Source organism: Rhodococcus sp. BP22 (genome assembly GCF_014281965.1).
Taxonomy (GTDB): Bacteria; Actinomycetota; Actinomycetes; order Mycobacteriales; family Mycobacteriaceae; genus Rhodococcoides.
In genome coordinates this window covers 196,070-220,248 of the sequence record NZ_JACFTB010000003.1, presented here as the reverse complement: position 1 = coordinate 220,248, position 24,179 = coordinate 196,070, and the positions used below count along the sequence as shown (strand labels likewise).

The 24,179-nt window shown below is 63.7% G+C and carries 27 protein-coding genes; 17 read left to right on the top strand and 10 right to left on the bottom strand.

Translation table 11 applies throughout. The features are described from left to right. Positions 1 to 72 precede the first annotated feature (72 nt). On the top strand, positions 73 to 1,317 hold the full coding sequence (locus H2510_RS08395) for a geranylgeranyl reductase family protein (protein WP_315901297.1): 1,245 nt from the start codon (positions 73 to 75) through the stop codon (positions 1,315 to 1,317). A gap of 5 nt (positions 1,318 to 1,322) precedes the next feature. On the opposite strand, the gene H2510_RS08390 is transcribed toward H2510_RS08395, so the two are convergent. The 3 genes from H2510_RS08390 to H2510_RS08380 all read right to left on the bottom strand — a co-directional run bounded on the left by H2510_RS08390 (position 1,323) and on the right by H2510_RS08380 (position 3,687). Next, positions 1,323 to 2,015 (bottom strand): demethylmenaquinone methyltransferase, encoded by a 693-nt coding sequence (locus H2510_RS08390; RefSeq protein ID WP_186627850.1) that lies wholly within the window; start codon positions 2,013 to 2,015, stop codon positions 1,323 to 1,325. A 16-nt stretch (positions 2,016 to 2,031) separates the two neighbouring features. Next, a complete protein-coding gene (locus tag H2510_RS08385; protein WP_315901296.1) occupies positions 2,032 to 3,168 on the bottom strand; it encodes a glycosyltransferase family 1 protein in 1,137 nt (378 codons plus the stop codon). A gap of 75 nt (positions 3,169 to 3,243) precedes the next feature. Continuing rightward, the gene (locus tag H2510_RS08380) at positions 3,244 to 3,687 is read right to left on the bottom strand and encodes a DUF3592 domain-containing protein (protein ID WP_315901295.1); all 444 of its coding nucleotides are present in this window, start codon (positions 3,685 to 3,687) and stop codon (positions 3,244 to 3,246) included. Between the two features lie 64 nt (positions 3,688 to 3,751). Here H2510_RS08380 and H2510_RS08375 point away from each other — a divergent pair, with 64 nt between their 5' ends. After that, entirely contained in the window at positions 3,752 to 4,270 is a 519-nt protein-coding gene (locus H2510_RS08375) for a DUF2505 domain-containing protein (RefSeq protein ID WP_186627849.1), read from the top strand. Here the strand turns inward: H2510_RS08375 and menD are convergent. After that, entirely contained in the window at positions 4,267 to 5,877 is a 1,611-nt protein-coding gene (menD, locus tag H2510_RS08370; RefSeq protein ID WP_186627848.1) for a 2-succinyl-5-enolpyruvyl-6-hydroxy-3-cyclohexene-1-carboxylic-acid synthase, read from the bottom strand. The two genes, H2510_RS08375 and menD, sit on opposite strands and share 4 nt — an antisense overlap. Before the next feature lie 119 nt (positions 5,878 to 5,996). Here menD and H2510_RS08365 point away from each other — a divergent pair, with 119 nt between their 5' ends. After that, positions 5,997 to 6,590, top strand: a complete 594-nt coding sequence (locus tag H2510_RS08365; protein ID WP_186627847.1) for a flavin reductase family protein — start codon at positions 5,997 to 5,999, stop codon at positions 6,588 to 6,590. A 61-nt stretch (positions 6,591 to 6,651) separates the two neighbouring features. Continuing rightward, the gene (locus H2510_RS08360) at positions 6,652 to 8,070 is read left to right on the top strand and encodes a DUF2252 domain-containing protein (RefSeq protein ID WP_186627846.1); all 1,419 of its coding nucleotides are present in this window, start codon (positions 6,652 to 6,654) and stop codon (positions 8,068 to 8,070) included. A 48-nt stretch (positions 8,071 to 8,118) separates the two neighbouring features. Here H2510_RS08360 and H2510_RS08355 read toward each other — a convergent pair whose 3' ends face one another. From H2510_RS08355 to H2510_RS08345, 3 genes are all read right to left on the bottom strand, one after another. Beyond that, complete coding sequence (locus H2510_RS08355) at positions 8,119 to 8,565, bottom strand: DUF6918 family protein (protein ID WP_186627845.1); 447 nt, start codon at positions 8,563 to 8,565, stop codon at positions 8,119 to 8,121. A gap of 145 nt (positions 8,566 to 8,710) precedes the next feature. Continuing rightward, positions 8,711 to 9,694 (bottom strand): o-succinylbenzoate synthase, encoded by a 984-nt coding sequence (locus H2510_RS08350; protein ID WP_186627844.1) that lies wholly within the window; start codon positions 9,692 to 9,694, stop codon positions 8,711 to 8,713. Next, positions 9,691 to 10,320 carry a PaaI family thioesterase gene (locus H2510_RS08345; protein ID WP_186627843.1) on the bottom strand — a complete coding sequence of 210 codons (630 nt, stop codon included), beginning with the start codon at positions 10,318 to 10,320 and terminating at the stop codon, positions 9,691 to 9,693. The genes H2510_RS08350 and H2510_RS08345 overlap by 4 nt, the downstream gene beginning before the upstream one ends. A 72-nt stretch (positions 10,321 to 10,392) precedes the next feature. Here H2510_RS08345 and H2510_RS08340 point away from each other — a divergent pair, with 72 nt between their 5' ends. The 4 genes from H2510_RS08340 to H2510_RS08325 are packed head-to-tail and all read left to right on the top strand — an operon-like array spanning position 10,393 to position 13,351. Beyond that, positions 10,393 to 11,286: a 1,4-dihydroxy-2-naphthoyl-CoA synthase gene (locus H2510_RS08340; protein ID WP_186627842.1), complete on the top strand. Its 894-nt coding sequence runs from the start codon at positions 10,393 to 10,395 to the stop codon at positions 11,284 to 11,286. 20 nt (positions 11,287 to 11,306) lie between these two features. Further along, positions 11,307 to 12,443, top strand: a complete 1,137-nt coding sequence (locus H2510_RS08335) for a diguanylate cyclase (protein WP_186627841.1) — start codon at positions 11,307 to 11,309, stop codon at positions 12,441 to 12,443. A gap of 42 nt (positions 12,444 to 12,485) precedes the next feature. Continuing rightward, on the top strand, positions 12,486 to 12,923 hold the full coding sequence (locus tag H2510_RS08330; protein ID WP_186627840.1) for a hypothetical protein: 438 nt from the start codon (positions 12,486 to 12,488) through the stop codon (positions 12,921 to 12,923). A gap of 41 nt (positions 12,924 to 12,964) precedes the next feature. Next, the gene (locus H2510_RS08325; RefSeq protein ID WP_186627839.1) at positions 12,965 to 13,351 is read left to right on the top strand and encodes a VOC family protein; all 387 of its coding nucleotides are present in this window, start codon (positions 12,965 to 12,967) and stop codon (positions 13,349 to 13,351) included. Here the strand turns inward: H2510_RS08325 and H2510_RS08320 are convergent. Next, the gene (locus H2510_RS08320) at positions 13,318 to 14,622 is read right to left on the bottom strand and encodes an EAL domain-containing protein (RefSeq protein ID WP_186627838.1); all 1,305 of its coding nucleotides are present in this window, start codon (positions 14,620 to 14,622) and stop codon (positions 13,318 to 13,320) included. The genes H2510_RS08325 and H2510_RS08320 overlap by 34 nt on opposite strands. Positions 14,623 to 14,698: 76 nt before the next feature. Continuing rightward, on the bottom strand, positions 14,699 to 16,039 hold the full coding sequence (locus H2510_RS08315; protein ID WP_315901294.1) for a hypothetical protein: 1,341 nt from the start codon (positions 16,037 to 16,039) through the stop codon (positions 14,699 to 14,701). 188 nt (positions 16,040 to 16,227) lie between these two features. Between H2510_RS08315 and H2510_RS08310 the strand changes: the two genes are divergently transcribed. The 6 genes from H2510_RS08310 (at position 16,228) to H2510_RS08285 (ending at position 20,464) form a co-directional block, all read left to right on the top strand. After that, a complete protein-coding gene (locus H2510_RS08310; RefSeq protein ID WP_186627837.1) occupies positions 16,228 to 17,394 on the top strand; it encodes an inorganic phosphate transporter in 1,167 nt (388 codons plus the stop codon). Positions 17,395 to 17,405: 11 nt separating this feature from the next. Continuing rightward, positions 17,406 to 17,693 (top strand): hypothetical protein, encoded by a 288-nt coding sequence (locus H2510_RS08305; RefSeq protein WP_186627836.1) that lies wholly within the window; start codon positions 17,406 to 17,408, stop codon positions 17,691 to 17,693. 36 nt (positions 17,694 to 17,729) lie between these two features. Beyond that, a complete protein-coding gene (locus H2510_RS08300) occupies positions 17,730 to 18,059 on the top strand; it encodes a DUF3349 domain-containing protein (RefSeq protein ID WP_186627835.1) in 330 nt (109 codons plus the stop codon). Next, positions 18,060 to 18,374, top strand: coding sequence for a DUF3349 domain-containing protein (locus H2510_RS08295; protein WP_186627834.1), 315 nt, complete (start codon positions 18,060 to 18,062; stop codon positions 18,372 to 18,374). A gap of 10 nt (positions 18,375 to 18,384) precedes the next feature. After that, positions 18,385 to 19,533, top strand: coding sequence for an o-succinylbenzoate--CoA ligase (gene menE, locus H2510_RS08290; protein WP_186627833.1), 1,149 nt, complete (start codon positions 18,385 to 18,387; stop codon positions 19,531 to 19,533). Positions 19,534 to 19,690: 157 nt separating this feature from the next. Continuing rightward, the gene (locus tag H2510_RS08285; RefSeq protein ID WP_186627832.1) at positions 19,691 to 20,464 is read left to right on the top strand and encodes a PIG-L family deacetylase; all 774 of its coding nucleotides are present in this window, start codon (positions 19,691 to 19,693) and stop codon (positions 20,462 to 20,464) included. A 3-nt stretch (positions 20,465 to 20,467) separates the two neighbouring features. Here the strand turns inward: H2510_RS08285 and H2510_RS08280 are convergent, their stop codons facing one another. Next, entirely contained in the window at positions 20,468 to 21,001 is a 534-nt protein-coding gene (locus tag H2510_RS08280; RefSeq protein WP_186627831.1) for a LiaF domain-containing protein, read from the bottom strand. Between the two features lie 146 nt (positions 21,002 to 21,147). On the opposite strand from H2510_RS08280, the gene H2510_RS08275 reads away from it, so the two are divergent. From H2510_RS08275 to H2510_RS08265, 3 genes are all read left to right on the top strand, one after another. Then, positions 21,148 to 21,927 carry an IclR family transcriptional regulator gene (locus H2510_RS08275; RefSeq protein ID WP_186627830.1) on the top strand — a complete coding sequence of 260 codons (780 nt, stop codon included), beginning with the start codon at positions 21,148 to 21,150 and terminating at the stop codon, positions 21,925 to 21,927. A gap of 284 nt (positions 21,928 to 22,211) precedes the next feature. After that, complete coding sequence (locus H2510_RS08270; protein ID WP_186627829.1) at positions 22,212 to 22,631, top strand: nuclear transport factor 2 family protein; 420 nt, start codon at positions 22,212 to 22,214, stop codon at positions 22,629 to 22,631. A gap of 218 nt (positions 22,632 to 22,849) precedes the next feature. Continuing rightward, positions 22,850 to 24,034: an acyl-CoA dehydrogenase family protein gene (locus tag H2510_RS08265; RefSeq protein ID WP_186627828.1), complete on the top strand. Its 1,185-nt coding sequence runs from the start codon at positions 22,850 to 22,852 to the stop codon at positions 24,032 to 24,034. Positions 24,035 to 24,179: the final 145 nt, after the last annotated feature.

Below are 24,179 nucleotides of genomic sequence, written 5' to 3'. Positions count from 1 at the left end.
CGTACCCACAAGGTGCTTCACCCCACGTCCGGGCGCGGTGGGACCCGCCGCCGTCCACTGCATACTGGATCTGTGTCCACAACAGCGCAGTTTCCCACCGAAGCCGAAGTGCTGGTAATCGGCGCAGGCCCCGCAGGTTCGGCGGCAGCTGCCTGGGCGGCGCGCGCCGGTCGGCAGGTAGTTCTCGCCGATGCTGCGACGTTCCCGCGTGACAAGACGTGCGGAGACGGCCTGACCCCACGTGCCATCGCCGAACTCGATCGCTTGGGCCTCGGCGAGTGGGTCCGCGGACGCGTCGAGAACCGTGGTCTGCGACTGTCCGGGTTCGGGCAGGAACTGCAGCTCGAATGGCCAGGCGGTTCACTTCCGACGGTAGGCAGCGCGGTCCCCCGCTCGGAGCTCGACGACAGAATCCGTCGCACTGCGCTGGAGTCCGGCGCTCGGATGTTCGAAGGCGCCAAGGCGGTGTCGGTAGCGCGGAACGAGCGAGGTGTCGAGTCGGTCACCTTCGAGCACGGCGGTATGGAACGCACTCTCACGTGCAAAACGCTGATCATCGCCGACGGCGTCCGGTCCTCCCTCGGTAGGAAGCTGGGCCGCGAGTGGCATCGGGACACCACGTTCGGGGTCGCCGCTCGTGCCTACATTTCCTCCGGCCGAAGCGAAGACCCATGGATTTCCTCACATCTCGAGCTGCGCGACGGCGAGGGTGTGCTGCAACCGGGCTACGGCTGGATCTTCCCGCTCGGCACCGGCGAGGTGAACATCGGCGTCGGCACGCTTGCGACGGCCAAGCGGCCTGGGCCGGGCGCACTGCGTCCGCTGCTGGATCTCTACACCGAGCAGCGTCGCGCAGACTGGGGACTGACCGGCGACCTTCGGGCCGTGGCGTCGGCCCTGCTACCGATGGGCGGCGCGGTGTCCAACGTTGCAGGAAAGAACTGGGCGATCATCGGCGACGCGGCTGCCTGTGTGAATCCACTCAACGGTGAAGGGATCGACTACGGGCTCGAAGGTGGACGCTTGATCGCGGACATGCTCGACGAGAACGACCTGAGCGAGGCGTGGCCCGCGCTGCTGCGCGAGCACTACGGGCAGGCATTTTCCATAGCCCGCCGACTCGCAGGCCTACTCACGGTCCCCCGGTTCCTACCCGCAACGGGACCTATCGGCATGCGTTCGACAGCTCTGATGAAGATCGCGGTGCGGGTGATGGGAAACCTCGTCACCGAAGCCGATTCGGACCTCGTTGCACGAGCGTGGCGTGCATCGGGCAGCGTGTCACTGAAAGCCGATTCCCGACCGCCGTTCAGCTGAGGTGATCAGCGAACGGCACGGTGCAGAGCCACGACCCCACCGGTCAGGTTCCGCCACTGCACGTTCGACCAACCGCTGTCGGCGATCCGCGTCGCGAGTTCATCCTGCGTGGGCCATGCCCGGATCGACTCGGCCAGGTACACGTACGCGTCAGGGTTGCTCGAGACCGCCCGAGCGACTGCGGGAAGCGCTTTCATCAGGTATTCCATGTAGACCGTGCGGAACGGCCGAAAGACCGGCGTCGAGAATTCGCAGACGACGAGCCTTCCGCCTGGCTTGGTGACGCGGGCGATCTCACGTAGTCCGGCCTCGAAATCCGAGACGTTGCGCAGCCCGAAGGAAATGGTTGCGGCGTCGAAGCTCGCGTCGGCGTACGGCAGGTGCATCGCATCGCCCGCGACCATCGGGACCGGACGACCGGAACCTGCCTGCAGCATCCCCTTCGAGAAGTCGGTGGCAACGCACCACGCACCACTGCGAGCGAGTTCGACCGTCGACACCCCGGTACCGGCTGCGAGATCGAGGACTTTCTCGCCCGCTTTCAGATTCAGCGCGGCGCGCGTGGCCTTCCGCCAGCTGCGGTCCTGGCCGAAGGACAGCACGGTGTTGGTGATGTCGTAGCGACGGGCGACGCCGTCGAACATCGATGCGACCTCGTGTGGGTCCTTGTCGAGCGTTGCACGCGAACTTGTAGGCACGTCTCGAGCTTACGGGTCACGCCGTCCGGAGCGCGGCGCGGTTTTCCCAACCGAGGACCTCGTAGTAGTGCTCGAGAAGTTCATCGCAGATCACGGGCCAGGTGCGGTGCAGCACGGACCTCCGCGCTGCCTCACCGAACCGAGCTCGCATCTTCGGCGACGCGAGTGCCGACACCGCGCTCGGGAGGAGTTCCGCGAACCGGTCCACCGGCAACAGATATCCGTTGCGGCAGTGTGTGATCAGGTCTCGTGGTCCACCTGCGTCGGGTCCGATGACGGGAATTCCACTGGCGAGGGCTTCCTGGACGGCCTGACAGAACGTCTCGTGTTCGCCCGGGTGAACGAAGATGTCGAAGCTCGCGTACGCCTGGGCGAGCTCTTCGCCGCCCAGCTGCCCGGTGAAGATCGCCGACGGCATCAGCTTCTCCAGCGCACCCCGCTCCGGACCGTCACCGACGATCACGAGTTCGGTGGACTCGCTCAGCGAGGCGAGCCGCTCGAGGTGCTTCTCCGGTGCAAGCCGTCCGACGAACCCGACGATGAGCTTGCCGCTCGGCGCCCACTGTCTGCGCAATGTTTCTCGGCGGGCGGACGGTGCGAACCGGACAGCGTCGACGCCTCGAGCCCATCGATGCACCCGCGGAATACCGTGCTCCTCCAAGGCCTGGACCGCGGACGAGGACGGCGCAAGCGTCCGCGCCGCACCGCGGTGAACCCGACGCGTCCACCGCCACACAGCTTTCGACGTCAGGCCGAGCCCGTAGCTTTCGGCGAACCCTGCGACATCGGTCTGGTAGACCGCGACCGAGGGAACTCCGAGCCGTTTGGCGGCCGCCATCCCGCCCGCGCCGAGGACGAACGGCGACGCGAGATGCACGATGTCGGGGCCGAACCCGCGCAGAGCCGCCGTCAGGGAAGGCCCCGGCACCCCGACGGGGAGCGAGCTCACCCTGGGCACCATGACGGCCGGCACCCGGTGGACCGGAATTCGCCCTATTAGGGTGTCTGCCCGGGGGCTGCCCGACGGGTTGTCCGGCGCGATGACCATGGCGTCGTGGCCGGTTCGTTCGAGATGCTCGAGCACTCTGAGCACCGAGTTGGTGACGCCGTTCATGTTGGGTAGGAACGATTCCGCAACGATGGCTACTCGCACGATCCTCAGTGTGGGGAGCGTCTTCTGCTACCAGGGAGCGTCGACGTTACGGGCGAGCGAAGTTCACCCGAACGGTTACCGATGGGCTTGTTCACGCCTACGAAGAAGCAGTTGAACTGGAAGTGCAATCAGCCAGGTCACGACGATGACCGACGCGGCCGGGATGATCGCAACGCTCGCATCGCGGCCGGACACGCGAACGAGATCGGGGTCGGCCTTGTTGTATTCGACGTCGATTCGTTGCCCGGCTATCAGATTGGTCGGATAGAGCACACCCAGTTGTGGATTGTGGGTGACCCCGTCGGGAGTGATGAAGCTGACCGCAGAGCGGAGTCTGCCTGCCGAGAGGACCTCTGCCGTCGCCGTTCCCTCGTCGGAGGTGATCGTTCGATCGTTCTGCCACGCTGCAACGACGAGAAGAAACGCCAGCACGGAAATTCCGATCGCGACGACGAGAACCGAAATCCGCGCGCGAGCCAACCCCTTGTTCGGTCCGTCGGCACTGTCGGGGGCGTCCACGTCGATAGAGGTTACTTCCCGAGTTCGGCGCACAGGTGGGCGCCTGACGGTAGCCTCTGCTGACATGTCGCGCGACTTCGAGTTCACCATTTCCTCCGAGCACACTCCCGCCCAGGTCTACCAGGCACTGACCAGCGAGGAGCAGTGGATGGCCAGGTTCGCCAAGGCCGAGAAGACCGAGGGCTACCAGCTGACCAGTCACGAGGATGGCGGTCTGACAGTGGACATCTCGGAAGAAGTCGGCGTGACCGAGCTACCGGCATTGGTCAAGAAGGTCATCAAGGGCACCCTGCTGATCACCCGGTCCGACCACTGGGGCCCGCTGCAAGGCGACCACGCGGACGGCACCTTGACGGGCGGATCGTCCTCGCTCCCAGCCAGGGTCGCAGGCACGTTGGCTCTCCGGCCTGCGGGCACCGGGGCGAAGCTGACTGTCAAGGGCAGCTCCACGGTCAAGATTCCACTCATCGGCGGCAAGATCGAGTCTCTCGTCAACGACATGATCAAGGACATCATCGACACCGAAACCCAAGAAACCATCGATTGGGTTGCCGCACAAAACGATCCGAACGACTCCCTCTAGAGACGAGCGCGAATCCCCGCGTGCAACTCCCTTAGCCCCGACCGCTCGGTGGTGACCTCGAGGACTCGGATGCCATCGGCATTGCCCTCCAGCAGAACGGCAAGCTCAGCTGTGTCGACACTGCGATGCGGGATGCGGTACGCCGCGCACAACGCCGCCAGATCCATGCCGTGAGGAGTTCCGAACACTCGCTCGAACGCACCGGCGTACTGCGGATCCCCCTGCTCGAGAAGTTCGAAGATGCCACCGCCGTCGTCGTTGGCGACGACGATCGTGAGATCACTCGGCCGTGGCTCCCCCGTACCGATGAGCAAGCCGGACGCGTCGTGAAGAAACGTCAGGTCGCCGAGAAGCGCAATCGTGCGACCCCCACCTGCCAGCGCCGCACCGACGGCCGTCGAGACAGTGCCGTCGATTCCCGCGACCCCACGGTTGGACAACACGGAAACGCCTTCGCTCGGATAACTCACCAAGGCCGCGTCGCGAACCGGGTTCGAAGCTCCCAACAGCAACCGATCGCCGACGCGCAGCGAGGACATCACCGTTGCCGCGACGTGGAGTCCCGTCGGCTTGGGATGCGCATCGAGCTGATCTCGGACGGCGCGATCCGCCTTCTCGGACAGCGTCGCGCAACGCTCCAACCAGGCTGCCCTCGGCGTCCCCGACACGCGCGCGCGGGTGCCGGTGGCAAGGACGTTGCCGGACACGTCGGGCCACCGCGGACCCGTCGTCAAGGCGAAGACGTCGACAGCCGGATCGGCCAGCACTTTCGAGACGGTTCGATGCAGTGTCGGACGCCCGGTGATGATCACCTGACGCGGCTTCAGCTGCGACAGAGCCATCGGATGCAGAGGGACGCCATGCAAGGGAGCCGTCGGTTCCGCGACCGTCGGCAGGCCCGCCAGTTCGGGCCGTAGGGCTGCACCGTGACCGGAGACGACGATCGTGTCCACGGTGAGATCGATGTCGACCGGCACATCGAGAGTTGCCTGCTGGGTCGTCGTCCAGGCTGCGCCGTCGGGACGTCCGAGACCGGCGGGCTCACGGTCGCCGATATCGGGTACCAAAGGCTCACGTAGCGGAATGTCGAAGTGCACCGGACCGGCGTTGCCCGATCGAGTTCCACGCGCCGCCGCCAGCACCCTGCATACCGCGCTGCGCCACTGACTGTTCTGTCCGGACCCGTCCTCTGCCAGACCCAGGCTGACCGTGGCTCGCACCTGACTGCCGAATAGCCCCAACTGCTCGATGGTCTGATTTGCGCCGGTGCCGAGCATCTCGTAGGGCCGGTTCGCACTCAGCACGATCAGCGGCATTCGTGCATAGTTCGCTTCGAGAACGGCTGGCCCCAGATTGGCGACCGCGGTTCCGGAGGTCATGACCACCGGAACAGGACGCCCCCCGGCCAGAATCAACCCGATCGCAAGGAATCCCGCGGTGCGCTCGTCGATCCGCATGTGCAACCGCAGCAAGCCTGCAGCGTCGGCTTCCTGTAGCGCGAACGCGAGCGGAGCATTACGCGAGCCCGGGCACAGCACGACCTCACGAACACCACCCCGAACCAGCTCGTCGACGACGGCGGTGGCCTGAGCACTGGACGGATTCACATCTCCAAGGTTGTCAGATTCGACGCGGCGCGGCGTATTCGGCCTAGTCTTCGAATCCCAAGCCGGTCTTTCGAATAACCGATGCCGTCTGCTTCAGAGTCCTTTGACACTATGAACCGATGCGCACCGTCTTCCATCCGTCCGAAATGCCCCCGAGCGGCTTCTATCGCGTGCTCACCGCCTCGGTCGTGCCGCGACCCATCGCCTGGGTGTCGACACTGTCGCCGGAAGGTGTGGCGAACCTCGCTCCCTACAGCTTCTTTTCGGTGTCCTCGGCCAACCCGCCGGTGGTGCAATTCACCTCGGTAGGCCGAAAAGACAGCCTGCGGAACATCGAGGCAACGGGCGAGTTCGTGATCAATCTCGCAACCGAACCGCTCATGGAACAGGTGAATGCGTCGTCCGCCGACTACGAACACGGCGTCAGTGAACTGGACGAACTCGGAATCTCGCACGAGCCCAGCGAGAAAGTCTCTCCCCCGCGCGTCGCCGAATCACCGATAGCCATCGAGGCGACCCTGCATCGGATCATCGAAGTCGGTGACTCCTTCGTCGTCATGGGCAACGTCGTCGCCGTCGCCGTGCGCCCCGAATTCCTCGCCGAAGACGGCCTACCGTCGTTCGCCGACATCGCCCCACTCAGCAGGCTCGGCCGAACCGAATGGGGGCTCCCACCTCGGGTGCGCTCGCTCGATCGCCCCACGCGACCCTGACTCTGCCGCCCGCTGCACGACCTGACCCATCTCCGAGACAGCCAGGTCCTAGAGTTCACCTATGCCCAACGCTCCCCATGGCCACGCCGTCGTCGCCAGCATCGGCGAAGACGACAAACGGTCGTTTGCGACGTTGAGGGCTCGTCCGACGCCGAGGGCCGAGCGATACGAGCTCGGTCGGAGCCTGCGCGAGAAGGTCTCCCGCGAATCGATGGGCGACTGGACCGCGCCCCACGACCGACCGGATCCGATCCGGCAGATCGAGTTCTCGCACGACGGTCGCATCGACTGGCTGATACCGGTGCGCGTCCAGCGGATGGCCGAGTCTCCTTACGGGTTCCTCCGCGGGACTGCGATCGTCATGGCGCGAGACGTCGCACTGTTGCCGTCCACGGGAATCACGCCCATCATCAGCGGGGACTCGCACCTGGGAAATTTCGGGTTCTACGCTTCCCCCGAACGCGACCTGGTGATCGATCTCAACGATTTCGACGAGGCACATCCGGGGGGCTGGGAATGGGATCTACGACGCCTCGCCGCGAGCATCTGGGTGGCCGGACGGCAGAACGGCCGTACCGAATCCCAATGTGAGGAAGCAGTAGCTGCCTGCGTCCGCTCCTACCGACTCGAAGTGTCGAGACTGGCCGACGAACCGCTGATGTCGCGGTCCTTCCAACGCCTGACCGCCGAGAAACTGGAGGCAGACGTCACCGAAGGGTCGTTGCGCAAGGAGATCAAACGGGCATCGAAGAAGGCTCGGCGAAGTACCAGCGATCGTGCGCTCCCCAGATTCACCTTCGAACACGAGGGGCAGCGCCGCCTGGTCGAGGAACCGCCGATCACCACACGCATCCCTGCCCGTGACGAAGAACTGCTCGCCCAAGGACTCGACGAGTACCTGGCCACCTTGTCCCCGCATTGGCGCCGCGTGCTCGGTGGCTACACGTTGATCGACGTCGCGCATCGCGTCGTCGGCGTCGGCAGTGTCGGCCTGCGCGCCTATGTGGCGCTCCTGGAAGGCAGCAGTCCCGACGACGTCGTGTTCCTTCAACTCAAGCAGGCACGACGCTCCGTCCTGGCCCCCTATGTCCACGGCGAGTCCGCGTGGCATGCACATCAGGGCCAACGCGTCGTGGAGTACCAGCAGGATCTGCAGACCGTGAGCGATCCACTGCTGGGGTGGACGACCATCGACGGGCGCCAGTACTACGTCCGACAGTTCCGCAACATGAAGGGAACCATCGACCTGTCCTCGATCGACGCCCCTGCGCTCGTCGACTACGCAGGTGTTGTCGGCAGACTGCTGGCGAAAGGTCACGCCCGGACCAGTGGGGCCTCGATGATCGCCGGCTACGTGGGCAAATCCGACGTTCTCGATGTGGCGCTTTCCAGATTCGCGCGGCTGTACGCCGATCAAACCGAGGCTGATCATGCACTGCTACTGCAGGCGATCAAGAACGGCCGCCTCACAAGCAGATGAAGGGGATACGTCCTTGCGAACGTATCCCCTTCATCCGAGACGAAATGCCTAGCCTGCGTACGTGGTGACCAGGTCACCGACGCGCGGCAACGCCTCGGCAACATTCTTCTTCGCCGAGCCACGAAGGCTCCCGTAGAACTTCTTCACCACGCTCTTGTCCGTCTCATCGATACGCTCGTCCGTGACCGCCAGCAGCGCGTCCGATGCCTGATCCGAGTTGGCGACGAGATAGTCCGAGAACGACCCCACCGGAGCAGCATTGTACGACTGCCACAGCGGCTCCAACTTGTCCACGAACTCGGGCCACAACTGTTCGACGGCCCGCTCGATGTACGACGGGCCGACCTTCTTGACCGCCCCGTAACCGCCCTTGACGGCCAAGCCGCTCGCGCCCTTCTTGTCCGACACCTCCGCGTCGATCAAAGCCAAGACATCACGCATTACAGCATCGCGCTTGGACTCGTCGAGCAACGATTCCTTCAGTGCAGCAACCACTTCGAAATTCCTCCCAGATCTTCACGTTCGGCGAACGACGTGGGAAAGAGTACCTCAGGATTGTTTCCCCGGCACTCAACAGGCTGGACTCCCGATTCCCTGGTCACTACCTGCTCACTCCGCAGGCTGCGCTCCCGCCCCCAGGTCACTCCGCAGGCTGCGCTCCCGCCCAACACCGCCGCACCCGCTCGCGCCACCACAGCGCCCGATCCTCCGGTGCCGCCAGCGCCGTCAACCGCTCCGGGTCGGGCTCGACAGGCTCGGCGTGCATAGTGCCGTCCAGAAGTTCCTGCAGGGCAACGACATCGGATTCGAACAGACTTCCGGTGCCGAGGCCGCAGGCGAACTCGAGTTTCGGAATGGCCGCCGCGGCAGCAAGTCCGGACGCCATACCGACAGCAGAGTCCAAGGCGCTGGAGACCACCACGGGAACCCCGTATTCGCCCAGTTCGCCTGCCAGCTCCAGCAACGCGCGCATCCCGCCGAGCGGCGCCACTTTCAGTACGGCGACATCGGCTCCCCCAGCTCGAACAACTCGCAGTGGGTCCTCGGCACGCCTGATACTTTCGTCTGCTGCGATCCGAACGGCCGGTAGACGTCTGCGAACCTCGACGAGTTCTGGCACCGTCGCACACGGCTGTTCGGCGTATTCGAGTTCGCCGTCTTCGAGCAACTTCGACAGGACCTCCACGGCCTGATCGACGGTCCAGCCTCCGTTCGCGTCGACGCGTACCCGCGGCACGAGTGCGCGCACGGCACGCACTCGTTCGACGTCGTCGGCGACGCTCTGGCCCTTTTCTGCCACCTTCACTTTCGCGGTGTCGACGCCGGGGAACCGATCGAGAATTGTCGGCACCTCGGCCGCGGACACCGCGGGCACTGTCGCGTTGACGCGGACCCGCTCGCGGTACGGCGTGGGCGGCCCCTCCCAGGCCGCTTCGATGGCAGAGCGCAGCCACGCGGAGGATTCCTGGTCGTCGTACTCGATGAACGGCGAGAATTCACCCCACCCTGCCGGTCCTCGGACCAGCATGACTTCACGGGTGGTGATGCCGCGAAACTTGGTGTGCAACGGAATCGAGAGGACGTGAGATCCATCGAGAAACTCCTCGACGGAAGGTGGGTTCACGGCTGACCCTCCAGAAGTTGCAGCATCAGCGCATTGCAGTCGGCGAGAACGTTGCCTTCCAGATCGCGCAGTACGGCGTTGATGAACGTCTTGCGCCCTTCGACGCGGTCGACACTGCCCTCGACGACGAGTTCGGTGTCCAGTGGGGTGATCTTGCGGTAATTGACGTGCAGGAATGCGGTCCGGCTGATGGGCCTGCCGTAGGCATGCTGAATCAGCCCCAGCATGTCGTCGAACAGCAACGGAAGCGTGCCGCCGTGCGCAGCTCCGTTTCCACCGAGGTGATAACGCCGGAACACGCCACGGCTACGGACTCCTTCGGCATCGAACTTCTCGATGGTCCACGGAAGCATCAGCAGCGAGCCGCGGCCGGGGAGGGTCATCACACGGCCTGCAGGCGCGAGACCCTCCGGCACCTGGAACGGCTTCAGCAAATCGATCAATGCTTCGACTCGTTCGGCGGCCTCGACGGTTGCCTCCGGCGTCGGCGCGGTGCTCACCGCCAGATCCTGAAGCGTTCGCAGCCCTTCCACGAGCCTTCCGTATTCAGGTCCTACGTCGGCTTGTTTGTACTTAGGAAACCCGCCGTGGCGCTCGTACTGGTCCTGGCCTGCCTGTTCGCTCATTCCAGCACCGTAACCCGTCGTCAGGAACCGGGTATTCGCGACGTACCGATCGTGGCGCTCTATCGTGGCCTGGTGACCTTCACTCCTTCCCTGTGGCAAACCGTTCCCGGCTTCGAAAACCTCACCGACATCACGTATCACCGCCACGTACGTGACGACACGGTTCGCGTCGCGTTCGATCGACCCGACATCAGGAACGCCTTCCGTCCCCACACCGTCGACGAGCTGTACCGCGCGCTCGAACATGCTCGGATGAGCTCCGACGTCGGCACGGTGTTGCTGACCGGTAACGGACCGAGCTCGAAGGACGGCGTGTGGTCGTTCTGTTCCGGTGGCGACCAGCGAATTCGAGGCAGAAGCGGTTATCAGTACGCCGACGGCGAGACCGCCGAGACGGTGGACCGAGCACGCGCAGGCCGACTACACATCCTCGAAGTGCAGCGGCTGATCCGCTTCATGCCGAAAGTCGTCATCTGCCTCGTCAACGGCTGGGCAGCGGGCGGTGGCCACAGCTTGCACGTCGTATGCGATCTGACTCTCGCCAGCCGCGAGCACGCTCGGTTCAAGCAAACCGATGCCGACGTCGGCAGCTTCGACGGCGGTTACGGCAGCGCATACCTCGCCAAGATGGTGGGACAGAAGTTCGCTCGCGAGATCTTCTTCCTCGGCGACACCTACACGGCCGAGGACATGCATCGTATGGGTGCCGTCAATCGCGTCGTCGATCACGACGAACTCGAGAACGTGGCCATCGAGTGGGCCGCGAAGATCAACGCCAAGTCGCCACAGGCGCAGCGGATGCTCAAGTATGCGTTCAACCTGCAGGACGACGGCCTCGTCGGTCAGCAATTGTTCGCGGGAGAGGCGACACGGTTGGCGTACATGACCGATGAAGCCGTCGAAGGCCGCGACTCGTTCCTCGAGAAGCGCGATCCCGACTGGTCGCCGTTCCCCCGCTACTTCTAAAAAGAGTCGACACCCCCCTCATGTCCCTCTCGCGCGAAGCTCTACCCAGTCGCCGGCCGCCGGCCGCCGGCGCACGGAAGGCTGTCGTCGAATGGTTCACGGCAGCTCACGACTACGAATGGATGCGCGAGTTCCAGAACTCTCATCGTTCGGGCAAGGTCATCAGGCTGCTCATCGCGCTGTCGATGATCAATATCAGCCTCATGTCGTTTCTGTCGTTGTACGCCGCCGGCGGCCCGAGCGGTCCTGCCGCGACTATCTGGACGTTGACACTCTGCACTACCAACCTGATCGTTGCGGCGCTGTGGATACTGCTGTCGTTTCCTGGACGGCTCGGGGTTGTTCTGTTCGCCTTGTACGCAGATCTCGGCATCGCATCCACGTTGGTGTTGTTCGAACTTGGGAACGCTCTACTCGGTTGCGTCCTGTTCGCGGTGATCGGTGCGTTCGTCACGTTCTTCACGAGCCCGCGATGGGTCGTGCTGCATCTGGTGTTCGCATCCGCCGTCGTACTCGGCATCGCGGGGGCCCTGTATCTACAGGGCCGGACCGACACACTGAATCTGTTGGTCAGAACCAACGTCGTACTCCTCGCCATCATGAGTGTGCCGATCACCTCACACATCTTTCTGACGACATTGTCGGCGGACGCTCGGAGCTCGGTCCTCGATCCGCTGACCGGACTACTCAATCGCAGAGGACTGACGACAGCGATCGAGGACCTGCTGCCGCAGGGACAACGCCACGGGTGGTGCGCCGCGGTGGTGGTCGTCGACATCGACAATTTCAAGTCGGTCAACGACATCTACGGCCATGACGAGGGTGACGCTGTCATCTGCCGCGTAGCGGAACGCCTGACCGCTCATGTCTCGAGATACGGGGTCGTGGGCCGTACCGGTGGCGAGGAGTATTTGGCTGCCGTCGTCACCTCGCGCCTGCACATCGACGCTTTGATTCACGGAGTCAGGCGCGCACTCCATGGCCCGAACGACGCCATACCGGTGACAGTCAGCATCGGAGCCGCCATTCTCTACGCCGAATCGGATCTATGGACCGACAGCGCCGATCCCGTCGGCACTGCGACTCGCGTCGCGGATTCGATGATGTACGAGGCCAAAACTGCCGGCGGCAACCGAGTGGTAACCACCCTGGTCTGAGGAACCAGGTTCGGATCGAGCCGGTGGGGGCATGCCTGCGTCATGAGCAACGATCGCCAGAAACCCGAGCCCGAGCATGTACGGCCGGCAAACACCTCCGATGACACCGTCGCGGCGATCGGAAAGGTCTCCGAGGCCCTCGAAACCATCGAACGGGCCCGCGGCCACCTCTATTCGTTTCATCAGCTGATGGGGCATGCCGATCTCCAACTCGGCGAGGCAATCACCGCGCTGACGGAGGCCGGGCATCACACGCAGGCGGACAGGCTCGAAACAGAGATGGTCGGACGCAATGCGATCGAAGGACGATGGTCGTTCCAGATCGTCGAGGAATTCGACGATCTGTACTGGTCTCATTTCCGACGCCACGAGCAGCAGGTACGTGCCGAACTGCAGGAAGGAAAGCGGCACGTGTTCGAGGCCGAGATGAAGGAGACGCGCAGAACTCACCACGCCCCCGGCCACGAGGCGACGCCATGACGGCGACCGACGGGTCGACGCATATGTGATATCGATGTGGTGTGGAGATCTTGAGTAGTCGAACGATTCTGCGCCCTGCCGACTACCAGCGCACCCTCGCGTTCTACCGGGACGGACTCGGTCTGGCCATACATCGCGAATACAGCGCCGGCACAGTGTTCTTCGCCGGCCAGAGCCTCATCGAGATCGCCGCACACGGCGGAGCGAGCGAACCGACGTCGTTCGATGGCGCGCTGTGGCTGCAGGTTCGCGATATCGAGTCCGCCGCGACCGAACTGCGTGCTCGCGGGGTTCGGATCGAACGAGCAGCGAAAACGGAGTTCTGGGGTTTGATCGAGATGTGGTTACGCGACCCGGACGGCGTCGAGATCGTGTTGGTGCAGATCCCGCCCGATCATCCGTTGCGCCGCGATGTGCGCGGCGACTGATCACTGCTGAGAAGGCGGAGGACCGCGCCGGCCGATTGTGGGCGCGACCAGAGGAAACCTTGGGCCAGTGTGCATCCGAGTTCGAGGGCGATATCGGCCTGCACGCGGGTCTCGATACCTTCGATGATCATCGACAGGCCGAGTTCCCGCGTGACTTTCGAGATGGCGCCGAGCAGAGCGTTGCCGCGAGGAGTATCCACCAGCCGAGACAACTGACCGTCGATCTTGATTCCGTCGGGTTCGAGGGTGACGAGCCGTTCCAAGGATGACCAGCCGGAGCCGAAATCGTCGAGCAGTACTCGAAACCCGAGGGCGTGCACGTCATCGATGTGTCGTCGAATCAGCGGACCGTCGGTAACCGCAGACGTTTCGGTGAGCTCGAGCGAGATCGAGCGTGGGTCGACATCGGCCTCCGCTACTGCGCACTGCAACTGGGCCACGGCGTCCGGATGGGCCAGATGACGCCCGGACAGGTTGACGCTGAGTCGCAGACCCGGGCGAAGTTTCTGCCATGTCTCCGCCGCGCGCACGGCCTGCCGCAGAACCTCCAGGTCGACGTCGATGATCAGTTCGCTCGACTCGGCCAAGGGGACGAAGTCCGCTGGGGAGACCAGGCCGTTGGTCGGGTGATGCCATCTCGCCAACGCCTCGAAGCCGACGATCTCCTCGGTACGGAGGTCGACGATCGATTGGAACCACGGCACGATCTGACCGCCACGTAGTGCGCCGGCCAGATCGACGTCGCTGTCGAGCTTGGCGGTGGTGGACCCGACGCGTCGATGCAGGTCCAGTTGCTCCTCGAGAACCGACGCGAATTGCTCCAGTTCCTGCAATTGGCCGTCACTGACCTCACGCGGCATCAGATCGAGTAGACACAGCGTCCCGATCACCAGGCCTTCCCGACCACGCAGTGGGACGGACGCGTAGGCCCTCAATCCCACCTGATCGAGGATGTCACGTTGCCGAACAGTCGCGTCGACGCGATTGCGGGACACTACTGCCGGCTTCCCTCCGCGGACGACGTCATCGCACAGCGTGATGGAGCGATCCATGGTCGACATCGGCGGCAAACCTATATTGACCAGTGTGTACAGGGTTTGTTCATCGAGTACGTTCAACTGCGCAATGGCGAATCCGACGCTTTTCGCTGCCAATTCGACGGTGTTCCGAAGGGCCGGAGTGGTTGCCTCGACGTCGAGGTAACGCCTCGCCGAGTCGCTCTGCCTACGCGCACGCGGCCGAAGATTGGGCGACGTGGGATCGTGGTCCACCGGCGTCTCCCTGCTCTCTGCGCGGTCCGACCGACTACGTATTCGTCCAGCTTAGCGGTGCGCGCCCTCGACGAGATCAGATAGTCGGAAGCCGCGTGTGCAAAAGACGGTGTCGGAGCAGGGCCGCTGCGAGTCGAACGCCGTCGGGCGACGGGGTTTCCGAGAACTGCCCGGACCGCGAATCAGGGAACGAAAATGCGCCCAGAGCCGTCAGTTCGGCGGTCATGACGTCGGCGAGTGGCTCGATGTCGGCGACCCGAGGAGATTGACCGCTGTGCGTCCACCCTTCGGCCGCCAGCAGAGCCGAGGTGAGTCCGGTGGTCTCGACGGGCCTACGTCCTCGGGCGACCTCGCCGAGCACCACTTCGGCTGCAATCGTTTCCGGGTGGTACTGGGTCCCGACCAGCCTGGCGACGAGGGTCCGCCACATCCCGTCGGCACTCATTCCACGTGCCCGGGCCGTCGGCACCAGCCGACCGTGGTGTTTGCGAACCAACCCGAGCCGCAGCAAGAGGCGCCGAACGGTCAGGACCGGTGCCGTCTCGCGTTCGGAGCCGGCAGGAAAGGGCCATTCCCGCGGCGACCACAGGGTGCCGATGGCCCGCTCCACGACCGAGTCGGGAAGAAAACCGGTGTCGGTCAGCGTGATGCCGTCGCCGACCAGGTCGAGAATGCCTTCGAGTCGACGGACGCATCCGAAGGCGGGTTCGTTCGCGCTGTGCAGCTCCTCGGTCAGTCCGCGATAGAGCTCGGCCCGCGGGGTGCTGTAGGCGGACCAGAGGGCGATCCGGTGGTCGAGTAGCTGTTCCAGGAGCACGCCCCCGAGCCGCTCGGTTCGCAGGACGGCATCGGTCATACCGCGCCGACGGGCGGCCAGTGCACTCGCCTTCAGCGGCGGTGCGTGGTGTCGAGACGGCGTGAACTCACCTGCAACCGTAGCGACTTCGAGGGTCTCCCCGATCAGCTCGACGATGGCTCGTTCGGTACCTTCCGGTGTCTGTTGCCAGGTGACCAATTCGGTGTCCGCGGGCCCGATTCCGGATTCGGCGACGGCGGTGAGGTACTGCTCTTGCCAGGTTGCGTCGTCTACCGCCGAGAGCAGAGTCCGCGTCTGTTCGCTTCGCGCAATGTCGGCGTACCTGGCGTGGCCGAGACGATCGAGCAGATCGGCGAGTGCCCGCGCCACTTCCCACGACCGATCCCGATCCTCGCCGAGAAGGCGTAGATGCATCCACAGAAATGTTTGCACCGAAGTCTGAGTGGGACCGGAATCCGGAGACACATCCTGCAGTCCGTCCCAGCCGATGCGAGCGTCCGCCCCGGACGCTGGATCGACGGAGTCGAGATACGACAGCGCAGCAGCCACAGAGTCGTCCCGGCCCCCGAGCTCACCACCGATTCCGTCGTCGAATTCCACGGGCTCCACTGTCCCACAGCCGTCTCCGAAAGCTCGGTCGGTACGACGTGACACAGACCTCTCCGAAATCGGACATATAGGACGGCCAAGTGAACGGAAGGTGAACAGGTGGCGTCGGCCAGGGACCGAAGAAGAACACTTCGGGGGAAGTTAACAGATCGAGGTGTACAGGCGTCACACTTTGTAGTGTGAGCGCAGAATTCGTCGTACTTCTGGTTGTCGTCGTGACCGCTTTGGCGTTCGACTTCACCAACGGTTTCCATGACACCGCCAACGCCATGGCGACGTCGATCGCAACAGGTGCACTAAGGCCCAAGGTTGCAGTCACCCTGTCCGCCGTCTTGAATCTCGTCGGCGCATTCCTGTCGGTGGAGGTGGCAGCCACGGTCGCCAAAGGCATCGTCAACCTCGGCGATACCGGTGGTCAAGCGCTGCTGACCATCATCTTTGCCGGTCTCGTCGGCGGGATTCTGTGGAATCTCGCAACGTGGCTGCTAGGCATACCGTCCAGCTCGTCACATGCACTGTTCGGCGGGCTCATCGGCGCGACAATCGCAGGCCTCGGCACATCGGGGGTCGTCTGGGACGGCGTCTGGAGCAAAATCGTGCTCCCCGCTGTGCTCGCACCTGTCGTCGCAGGTCTCGTTGCCACCGTCGGCACCCGGCTCATCTACCGCATCACCAATGCGGTGCCGGAGAAGTCGAGGGAGCGTGGCTTCCGCTGGGGCCAGATCGGCTCCGCATCGCTGGTCTCGCTCGCCCACGGGACCAACGACGCACAGAAGACGATGGGCGTCATCTTCCTGGCTCTCGTCGCGTACGGCACCGTCGGTCCCGAAGCCGACATGCCGTTGTGGGTCAAGTTCACCTGCGCACTCGCGATCGCACTGGGCACCTATCTCGGTGGTTGGCGTGTCATCCGCACACTCGGCAAGGGACTCGTCGAAATCGCATCCCCCCAGGGAATGGCAGCGGAATCTTCCTCCGCCGCAATCATCCTGACCTCCAGCCACCTGGGACTTCCGTTGTCCACGACGCAGGTCGCGACCGGATCCATCCTCGGCTCGGGCGTGGGCAAGCCGGGCGCACAGGTCCGCTGGAACGTCGCGGGACGCATGGCAGTCGCGTGGGTAATCACCCTGCCCCTCGCAGGCGTCGTCGGCGCGGCGTGCTGGCACCTCGCCGATATCGTCGGCGGACTGCCCGGCGTGCTGGTCGTCTTTGCCATTCTCATCGCCTTGGCGGCCTTCATGTACCTGCGGTCGCGTCGCCAGCCGATCGACCCGAACAACGTCAACGACGAGTGGGACGGCGGCCTCGTTCCGGCCGACGAGAAGTCCCCCACAACGGTTTAGGAAGAGCGGCAATGGAAACCCTCACGCACACGCTCGACTCGCTGTGGAAAGTCGTACTCGTCGGGCTACTTCTAGGAGCAGGCCTGCCGGCAATCTTCGCTCTAGGCCTCAGAGCCCTCGCCGTCGGCGAGACACCGGACGATGCGACCGGCACCGCCCAGCTCCGCACTACCCGCCCAGCAGCAGCCACCGCCGTCGCGGCGCTCTGCTTCGCCGTTGTCGTACTCGCCATCGTCGCTGGGATTCTCTTCATCATGAAGGACTTCCTCGACAACACGTTCGGAATTTCCGTCTTCTGATCCATCTTCGCTATTCGACCAGGAAGGACAAGCATCATGACCGACCCCAAGACCACGTTTCCTGCATCCGTCCTCCAATGGTTGCGTGCCGGTTACCCCGAGGGCATACCTCCGAAGGATCGCTTCCCTCTCGTGGCTCTGCTGCGTCGCGCCGAATTGACCGACGCCCAAGTACACGAGGTCGTACTCGGCTTGGTCGCCCCCATCGGTGGTGCGCTGAGCGCCGGGGCGATCTCCAACGACGAGATCTCCGAGTTCATCAAGGAACTGATCGATACCGAGCCGACCCCCGAAGACATTGCTCGCGTCTCGGCCCGACTCGCTGCAGGCGGATGGCCCCTCGCAGATCCGGTATCGCTGAAGTAGATGGCGGTTCCTTCATTCCTCACCGCGATCCTCGATTGGTTCCGCGTCGGGTACCCCGAAGGTGTACCCGACGCGGACTACATTCCGCTGCTGGCGCTGCTGGCCCGCCGACTGTCCGACAACGAGGTTCATTCCGTCATGGACGCGCTCATCGCCGACGGGCAACTTCCCGCGGACAAGGCAGGTATCGCGGTGACCATCACCAAAGTCACCAACGAGATGCCACGAGAAGAAGACATCGATCGGGTTCGGTCGAAGCTCACGACGGGCGGATGGCCTCTCGCCGATCCGTTCACGCTGGGAGCACCCGACTAAGCTCCCCGATGTGGAACTGCTCGAAGAACTACCGATCCCGGCCGGACCAGCCGCGGCCGATCTGCTGTCACGACTGAGCGACATACTCGACGGGAATTGCCCTGCGGTACTTCCGGTCCCGGCGTCCGACGCGCGCGAGAGCGCTCGGTTGCGCGACGCGCTGGCTCCCGGAACACCGATCGATTCCGCCGCCGCCCTCGTCGTGGCCACCTCCGGAACCACAGGAACCCCGAAGGGTGCGATGCTCTCCGCGGCAGCGTTGCGGGCAAGTGGCACCGCTACGCACGAGCGCATCGGCGGCCCCGGCTCATGGCTGTTGGCCCTGCCCGCCCATCACATCGCCGGCCTACAGGTGTTGCTGCGCAGCGTTCTCGCCGGCACCGATCCGGTGATACTCGACGTCTCCACCGGCTTCGCCCCGTCGGCGCTGCCTGCTGCAATCGGAGCGCTCGCCGGCCCGCGTCGATATACCTCGCTCGTTCCTACCCAGCTCGTCAAAGCGCTGGACCACCCTGCTGCCGTCGAGGCACTCGCGTCGTTGGATGCGGTGCTGCTCGGTGGCGCGGCCGCACCTGTGCCCCTACGCGAACGGGCGGCTGCAGCCGGAATCACCATCGTCGGCACCTATGGGATGAGCGAGACCGCCGGCGGCTGCGTGTACGACGGTATGCCGCTCGATGGCGCCCTGGTCCGCATCGACAACGGCAGAGTCGTACTCGGTGGGGCGACCCTCGCGCTCGGCTACCGCGGCATGCCCGCTCACCCTGCCTTCGCCGAGCCGGGGTGGTTCCGCACCGACGATGCCGGAGTTCTCCTCGACGGGGTGCTGTCGATACAGGGCCGCCTCGACGAGGCCATCACGACCGGCGGACTCACCGTCGTGCCGCAAGTAGTGGAAGCTGCACTCTCGACGCACCCGGCGGTGCGCGAATGCGCGGTGGTCGGCCTCGAAGACGACCGTCTCGGGCACCGCGTCGTGGTCGCTGTCGTCGGCGGGCCAGTGACATTGGCGGCGTTACGCGAACACGTCGGGAGCACCTTGGACGTCACCGCCGCACCGCGCGAGCTGTACCTGCTCGACTCCCTGCCGACCCGCGGCCCCGGCAAACTCGATCGGGCGGCGCTGCGTCTCACGCTGGCCGGGCTGACGCCGTCGTAGGTCTCGCTGCTTGGGTGAGCGCGCACCGTTTTTGCAAACCAAAACACCATTTCGACGTCCGAGGATAGGGTTGCGGTTTACAAAAAGGGTGTGCACTCGGTGTGCTCCGACTCGACCGAGTAGGAACTGTCGGAGCGTTCGTGCAAACATTTCGGGCATGAGCACTCTGGTCTGCTTTCACGCCCATCCCGACGACGAGGTCTTCACCACCGGCGGGATCATGCGTCTCGCCGCCGACGCCGGTCACCGCGTCGTTCTGGTCATCGCAACCGACGGTGCACTCGGCGAGTTCCCCGACGGCATCCTCCGCGACGGTGAAACCCTCGTCGAGCGACGCAGGTTCGAATTGGAGAGCTCCGCGTCGGTCCTCGGCGCCGACCGTGTGGTGATGCTGCACTATGCGGACTCGGGGATGGCAGGGACAGTCGAGAACGACAATCCCGACGCGTTCTGCAATGCCGATGTGGATGCCGCAGCGCGAAAGCTGGCCGACGTGCTCGAAGAAGAGCAGGCCGATGTCCTCACGATCTACGACCCCAATGGTGGTTACGGGCATCCCGATCACATCAAAGTGCATGTCGTGGGTATGCGTGCGGCCGAACTAGCAGGCATCGCAAACCTCTACGAGGCAACGACCAATCGCGACCATATGAAGGCCCTCGTGATGGCGAACCCGAATTGGTCCGAGGAGAACTCTCCGCCCGACCTCGATTCGTTCGGGCTCCCGGAAGCGGAGATCACCACGATCGTCGACGTCAGCGCCGCGATGGACGCCAAGCGGGCAGCGATGCACGCGCACGAGACTCAGGTCGGCGACTTCGGACCGTTCCTTGACCTGCCGCTCGACATGCTCACAGCTGCATTCGGCCGCGAATGGTTCCGACGCGTCGGCGCAGAGCCTGGTCCGACGGAGACTGCATTGCCGCTGTGACGGTCAGCGTGGGGACTGCACTTTCAGGTCACCGAACATCGAGAACGATCGGATCTTGATGGTGGGCGCATACGGGCCCGGGTCCACCGACCCCGTATCGATGTCGCGATCGCCGAGGACGTCGAATCCTCCGATCTCGACGTTCACGCCGTCGGGCACGATCAGCTCGGAGTCGCCGAAGAGCGAGACGATGGTGATGGTCGATTCGTTGGAGCCGATGATTGCTGACCGTAGATCCAAGGTGAGGTCACCCATGATCAGCACCGCGACTGTCGACTTCGCCAAAGCCCATCGGCCCGCGCGCTTCACATCACTCAACAGGCACAGGATTTTCGACTGAGATTGCGCACGGGTCGGGACGGGTTCCATCGTGTTGGGCGCAATCGCGTCGAGTTCGTTCTGCTCTACCGTCGGTGCCCACACCACGGCCGCATGGTCGGAATATTGCGCAAGCGTCAGCCTCCCCTCACCGACTGCTCGTTCCAGCCTCGTTTGCGCAGCACCTCGGGCATTTTCGAGTTCACTTGCCTCAGACATGATGCACAGGGTACGTCGAGTCGATAGGCACCCAACCACCACCGACGTCGGATTCACCGTTGATCCGACGCTCCACGAGAGTGAGCTACTGTGGATCAGATCACAGTGGGGCGTTGTTCCTGCTGATCGTTCAAGGGCGGTGATTGATGCAGACACATGGTGAACCTCCCTCGGACCAGCTCAGCAGAGCTGAGCTCATGCTCGATACACTGCAAACCGAGGGCTTTTTGACGCTGACGCAAATGGTGCACGCAACGGGGATTCCGCGCTCATCGGCGCACCGCTTACTCGAACGAATGGTGCGACTACGTTGGCTGTTCCGTGTCGGTGACGCCTATGAAATAGGCGTTCGGATGTTCGAACTCGGCTCGGAAGGCGTACGCACACACTGGTTCTATCGGCTTGTCCGTCCCCACCTGTTCGAGTTGCAGCAACGCACGAAACTGGTGGTACACCTCGCCTACCTCGACGGCGGAGACGTTGTTTACTGGGAAAAGCTCGATGGAGAATTCGGTGCACACATACCCACGCGCATCGGTAGTCACCAGCCTGCACATCGCACAGCGCTGGGTAAAGCGCTCCTGGCGGCCGAGCCGGACGAATACTTGCACGCCCCGGTGTTCGACCGAATGAAACCCGGCCTACCCCTGGCGATCGTTACCCGCGAGCAACTTGCGCGTGAGATCACGAAGGTACGTGAAGACGGTGTTGCCTTCGACCGCGGGGAGGGACTCGTCGACATCGGCTGCGTGGCAAGCTCTGTCAGCGCAGGCCACGCCACTTCTAGCGACGGCCGACATACTGTGGCAGCTATTTCTATCTGTGGCCCCCTCGATCAAATGGACGCTCGAATGGTCAGCTCGGTACGCTCTGCCTCACGTGAGATTTCACGCTCCGTGGGAATCAACCCGATGTCCAAAGCCTGAGACTCGCGGAAATCTGGTCGTTGGTGTGCCGACCGAGGGTCGAAGACACCGGGAACTTCCGCTTCGTAGGAATCCCAGTATCTCGGTGTAGAAACGGTAGGTCTCAGTTCGCTTTCGACACAAAGCTATTGCGTCTGTTCGACCACCGAAGCGAATCCTTCCGCTCATCGGCAGATCCCGGACGCGTTTTGTGGAATCCGGCCGAGCGAGGGGGCACTCTCGATCAGTCCGCTCAGTAGGAGTAGCAGTGTCCTACGAGTGTGGAGTGGTCGTAGTTTCATCACATGACCCGGACAAACGAGATCACTCGCGATTCAGCCCTCTCCACCGTCACCCGATACCTGGCCACGATCGCGGATGCGACGTCATCGGACCAGATCGCAAGCCTGTACGTCGAGGGAGCAACGGTGGAGGATCCAGTCGGATCCGCTGCACTCTGCGGAAAGGACGCGATTGCACATTTCTTCAAGCCGTTGATCGAGTCCAGACGAGAGACCGAACTGCTCAACTTCCGCCACAGCGGCAATTCGGTCGCATTTCACTTTCTCGTGCGGACCTACACAGCAGACGGAGTTGTCGAGATCGAGCCGTTCGATGTGATGACGCTGGATGGCGATGGACTGATCACCTCGACGAAAGCATATTGGTCCCCTGAGGACGTCCGGATGTCTCGAGGCGCAGACGATTCGAGCGAAAAGATTTAATGGAACGGGTGCCTGTTCGCACGTCGGGTAATACTGCTGCCCCGGAACATCGAACAAACCGAGGACGGCGTGGGAATCGATGCCCCTTGCCGGCGTGACGATACGTAGTGCGCTTCCGATGAGCGGGAGCTCCCGTTCTTTCGGAGGACGGCCGGAACTTACTGTGATCAAGGACTCAGCTACAGGGTGAGTTGCCCGACATCACATGGAGGTACACGATGGCGCATGAAGTGGTTCTCAAAGTCCAGGAAATTGCCGCTCAGTTGGCTGGAGCGGCCCAGGAGACCGAGGATCTCGGCAAGCTCTCGGACCAGAGCGTGAAGCTGGTCCGGCAAGCCGGTGTGATGCGAATGCTGCAGCCCACCGACTTCGGTGGATACGCAGCCCATCCCCGGGATTTCGCCGAGTCCGTCATGGCCGTCGCAAAGAATTGCGGTTCCACCGGATGGGTGTGTGGTGTGGGCGGAGTCCATCCCTGGGAGATGGCCCTGATGGATCGCAAACTTCAGGAGGAAGTCTGGGGCGAGGATCCGGACACCTGGATCGCATCTCCGTACGCCGCCCAAGGTATCGCGACGCCTACCGATGGTGGATACACCCTGCGCGGCCACTGGAACTTCTCCTCGGGCACCGATCACTGCGATTGGATTTTTCTGGGCGCGATGGTCGGCGACGCCAAGGGAAACGCCTTGATGCCACCCGAGATGATTCACGTGGTGCTGCCACGCAAGGATTACACGATTGTCGACGACACTTGGGATGTCATCGGACTGCAAGGAACCGGCAGCAAAGATGTTGTCGTCGACGGCGCGTTCATCCCGTCCTATCGGACGATCGACTACGAGGAGGTACAGGCCGGGGTCGGAGTGGCGGAGCGTGTCGGCCGGACCGAGACCGTGTACAAGTTGCCGTTCTGGACGATGTTCCCGCTCGGAATCACCGCTGCCGTTATCGGTATCGCCGAGGGCGCACTGGCCTCGCATCTCGACTACCAGCGGGGACGCGTCTCCGCCATAGGGACCAGAATCAAGGACGACCCCTATGTGATGTACGCGATCTCTGATGCGGCCGCAGAGATCGCTGCATCCCGAACCCAACTGCTCGATGGAATCTCACGTGTCTACGATCTCGCGGACGCCGGGCAGACGATCTCGTTCGAGGACCGCTCGCTGGTCCGGCGGAACCAGGTGCGTTCAGCGTGGCGGGCTGTCAATGCAGTCGACGAGATCTTCGCGCGCTCGGGCGGCAATGCGGTGAGGCGTACCAACGTCGTACAGCGCTTCTGGCGGGACGCACACGTCGGATTGCAGCATGCGATTCACGTTCCAGGGACCCTTTACCATTCAACAGCTCTCACCACCATGGGCGAAGTGCCGGAGGGGCCACTGCGAGCGATGATCTGACGGTAAGACTTCCGACATATATGGTCGCCGCTGCGATTCGGACCGATCCGCCATGAATTGATCCACCCGGGTCGGTATCCGCACAGCTGTCGCATGCGGCTCACCGAAGGTGTTCCTTCGGTGAGCCGACTTTCTACTTTTGTTG

What these genes read in the sequence shown, in the direction of transcription:
- H2510_RS08270 (WP_186627829.1), top strand. Translation starts at nt 22,212, where the DNA reads ATGACCCGGACAAACGAGATCACTCGCGATTCAGCCCTCTCCACCGTC.
- H2510_RS08375 (WP_186627849.1), top strand. Translation starts at nt 3,752, where the DNA reads ATGTCGCGCGACTTCGAGTTCACCATTTCCTCCGAGCACACTCCCGCC.
- H2510_RS08300 (WP_186627835.1), top strand. Translation starts at nt 17,730, where the DNA reads ATGACCGACCCCAAGACCACGTTTCCTGCATCCGTCCTCCAATGGTTG.
- H2510_RS08280 (WP_186627831.1), bottom strand. Translation starts at nt 21,001, where the DNA reads ATGTCTGAGGCAAGTGAACTCGAAAATGCCCGAGGTGCTGCGCAAACG.
- H2510_RS08335 (WP_186627841.1), top strand. Translation starts at nt 11,307, where the DNA reads ATGTCCCTCTCGCGCGAAGCTCTACCCAGTCGCCGGCCGCCGGCCGCC.
- H2510_RS08330 (WP_186627840.1), top strand. Translation starts at nt 12,486, where the DNA reads ATGAGCAACGATCGCCAGAAACCCGAGCCCGAGCATGTACGGCCGGCA.
- H2510_RS08345 (WP_186627843.1), bottom strand. Translation starts at nt 10,320, where the DNA reads ATGAGCGAACAGGCAGGCCAGGACCAGTACGAGCGCCACGGCGGGTTT.
- H2510_RS08360 (WP_186627846.1), top strand. Translation starts at nt 6,652, where the DNA reads ATGCCCAACGCTCCCCATGGCCACGCCGTCGTCGCCAGCATCGGCGAA.
- H2510_RS08365 (WP_186627847.1), top strand. Translation starts at nt 5,997, where the DNA reads ATGCGCACCGTCTTCCATCCGTCCGAAATGCCCCCGAGCGGCTTCTAT.
- H2510_RS08285 (WP_186627832.1), top strand. Translation starts at nt 19,691, where the DNA reads ATGAGCACTCTGGTCTGCTTTCACGCCCATCCCGACGACGAGGTCTTC.
- H2510_RS08265 (WP_186627828.1), top strand. Translation starts at nt 22,850, where the DNA reads ATGGCGCATGAAGTGGTTCTCAAAGTCCAGGAAATTGCCGCTCAGTTG.
- H2510_RS08305 (WP_186627836.1), top strand. Translation starts at nt 17,406, where the DNA reads ATGGAAACCCTCACGCACACGCTCGACTCGCTGTGGAAAGTCGTACTC.
- H2510_RS08295 (WP_186627834.1), top strand. Translation starts at nt 18,060, where the DNA reads ATGGCGGTTCCTTCATTCCTCACCGCGATCCTCGATTGGTTCCGCGTC.
- H2510_RS08275 (WP_186627830.1), top strand. Translation starts at nt 21,148, where the DNA reads ATGCAGACACATGGTGAACCTCCCTCGGACCAGCTCAGCAGAGCTGAG.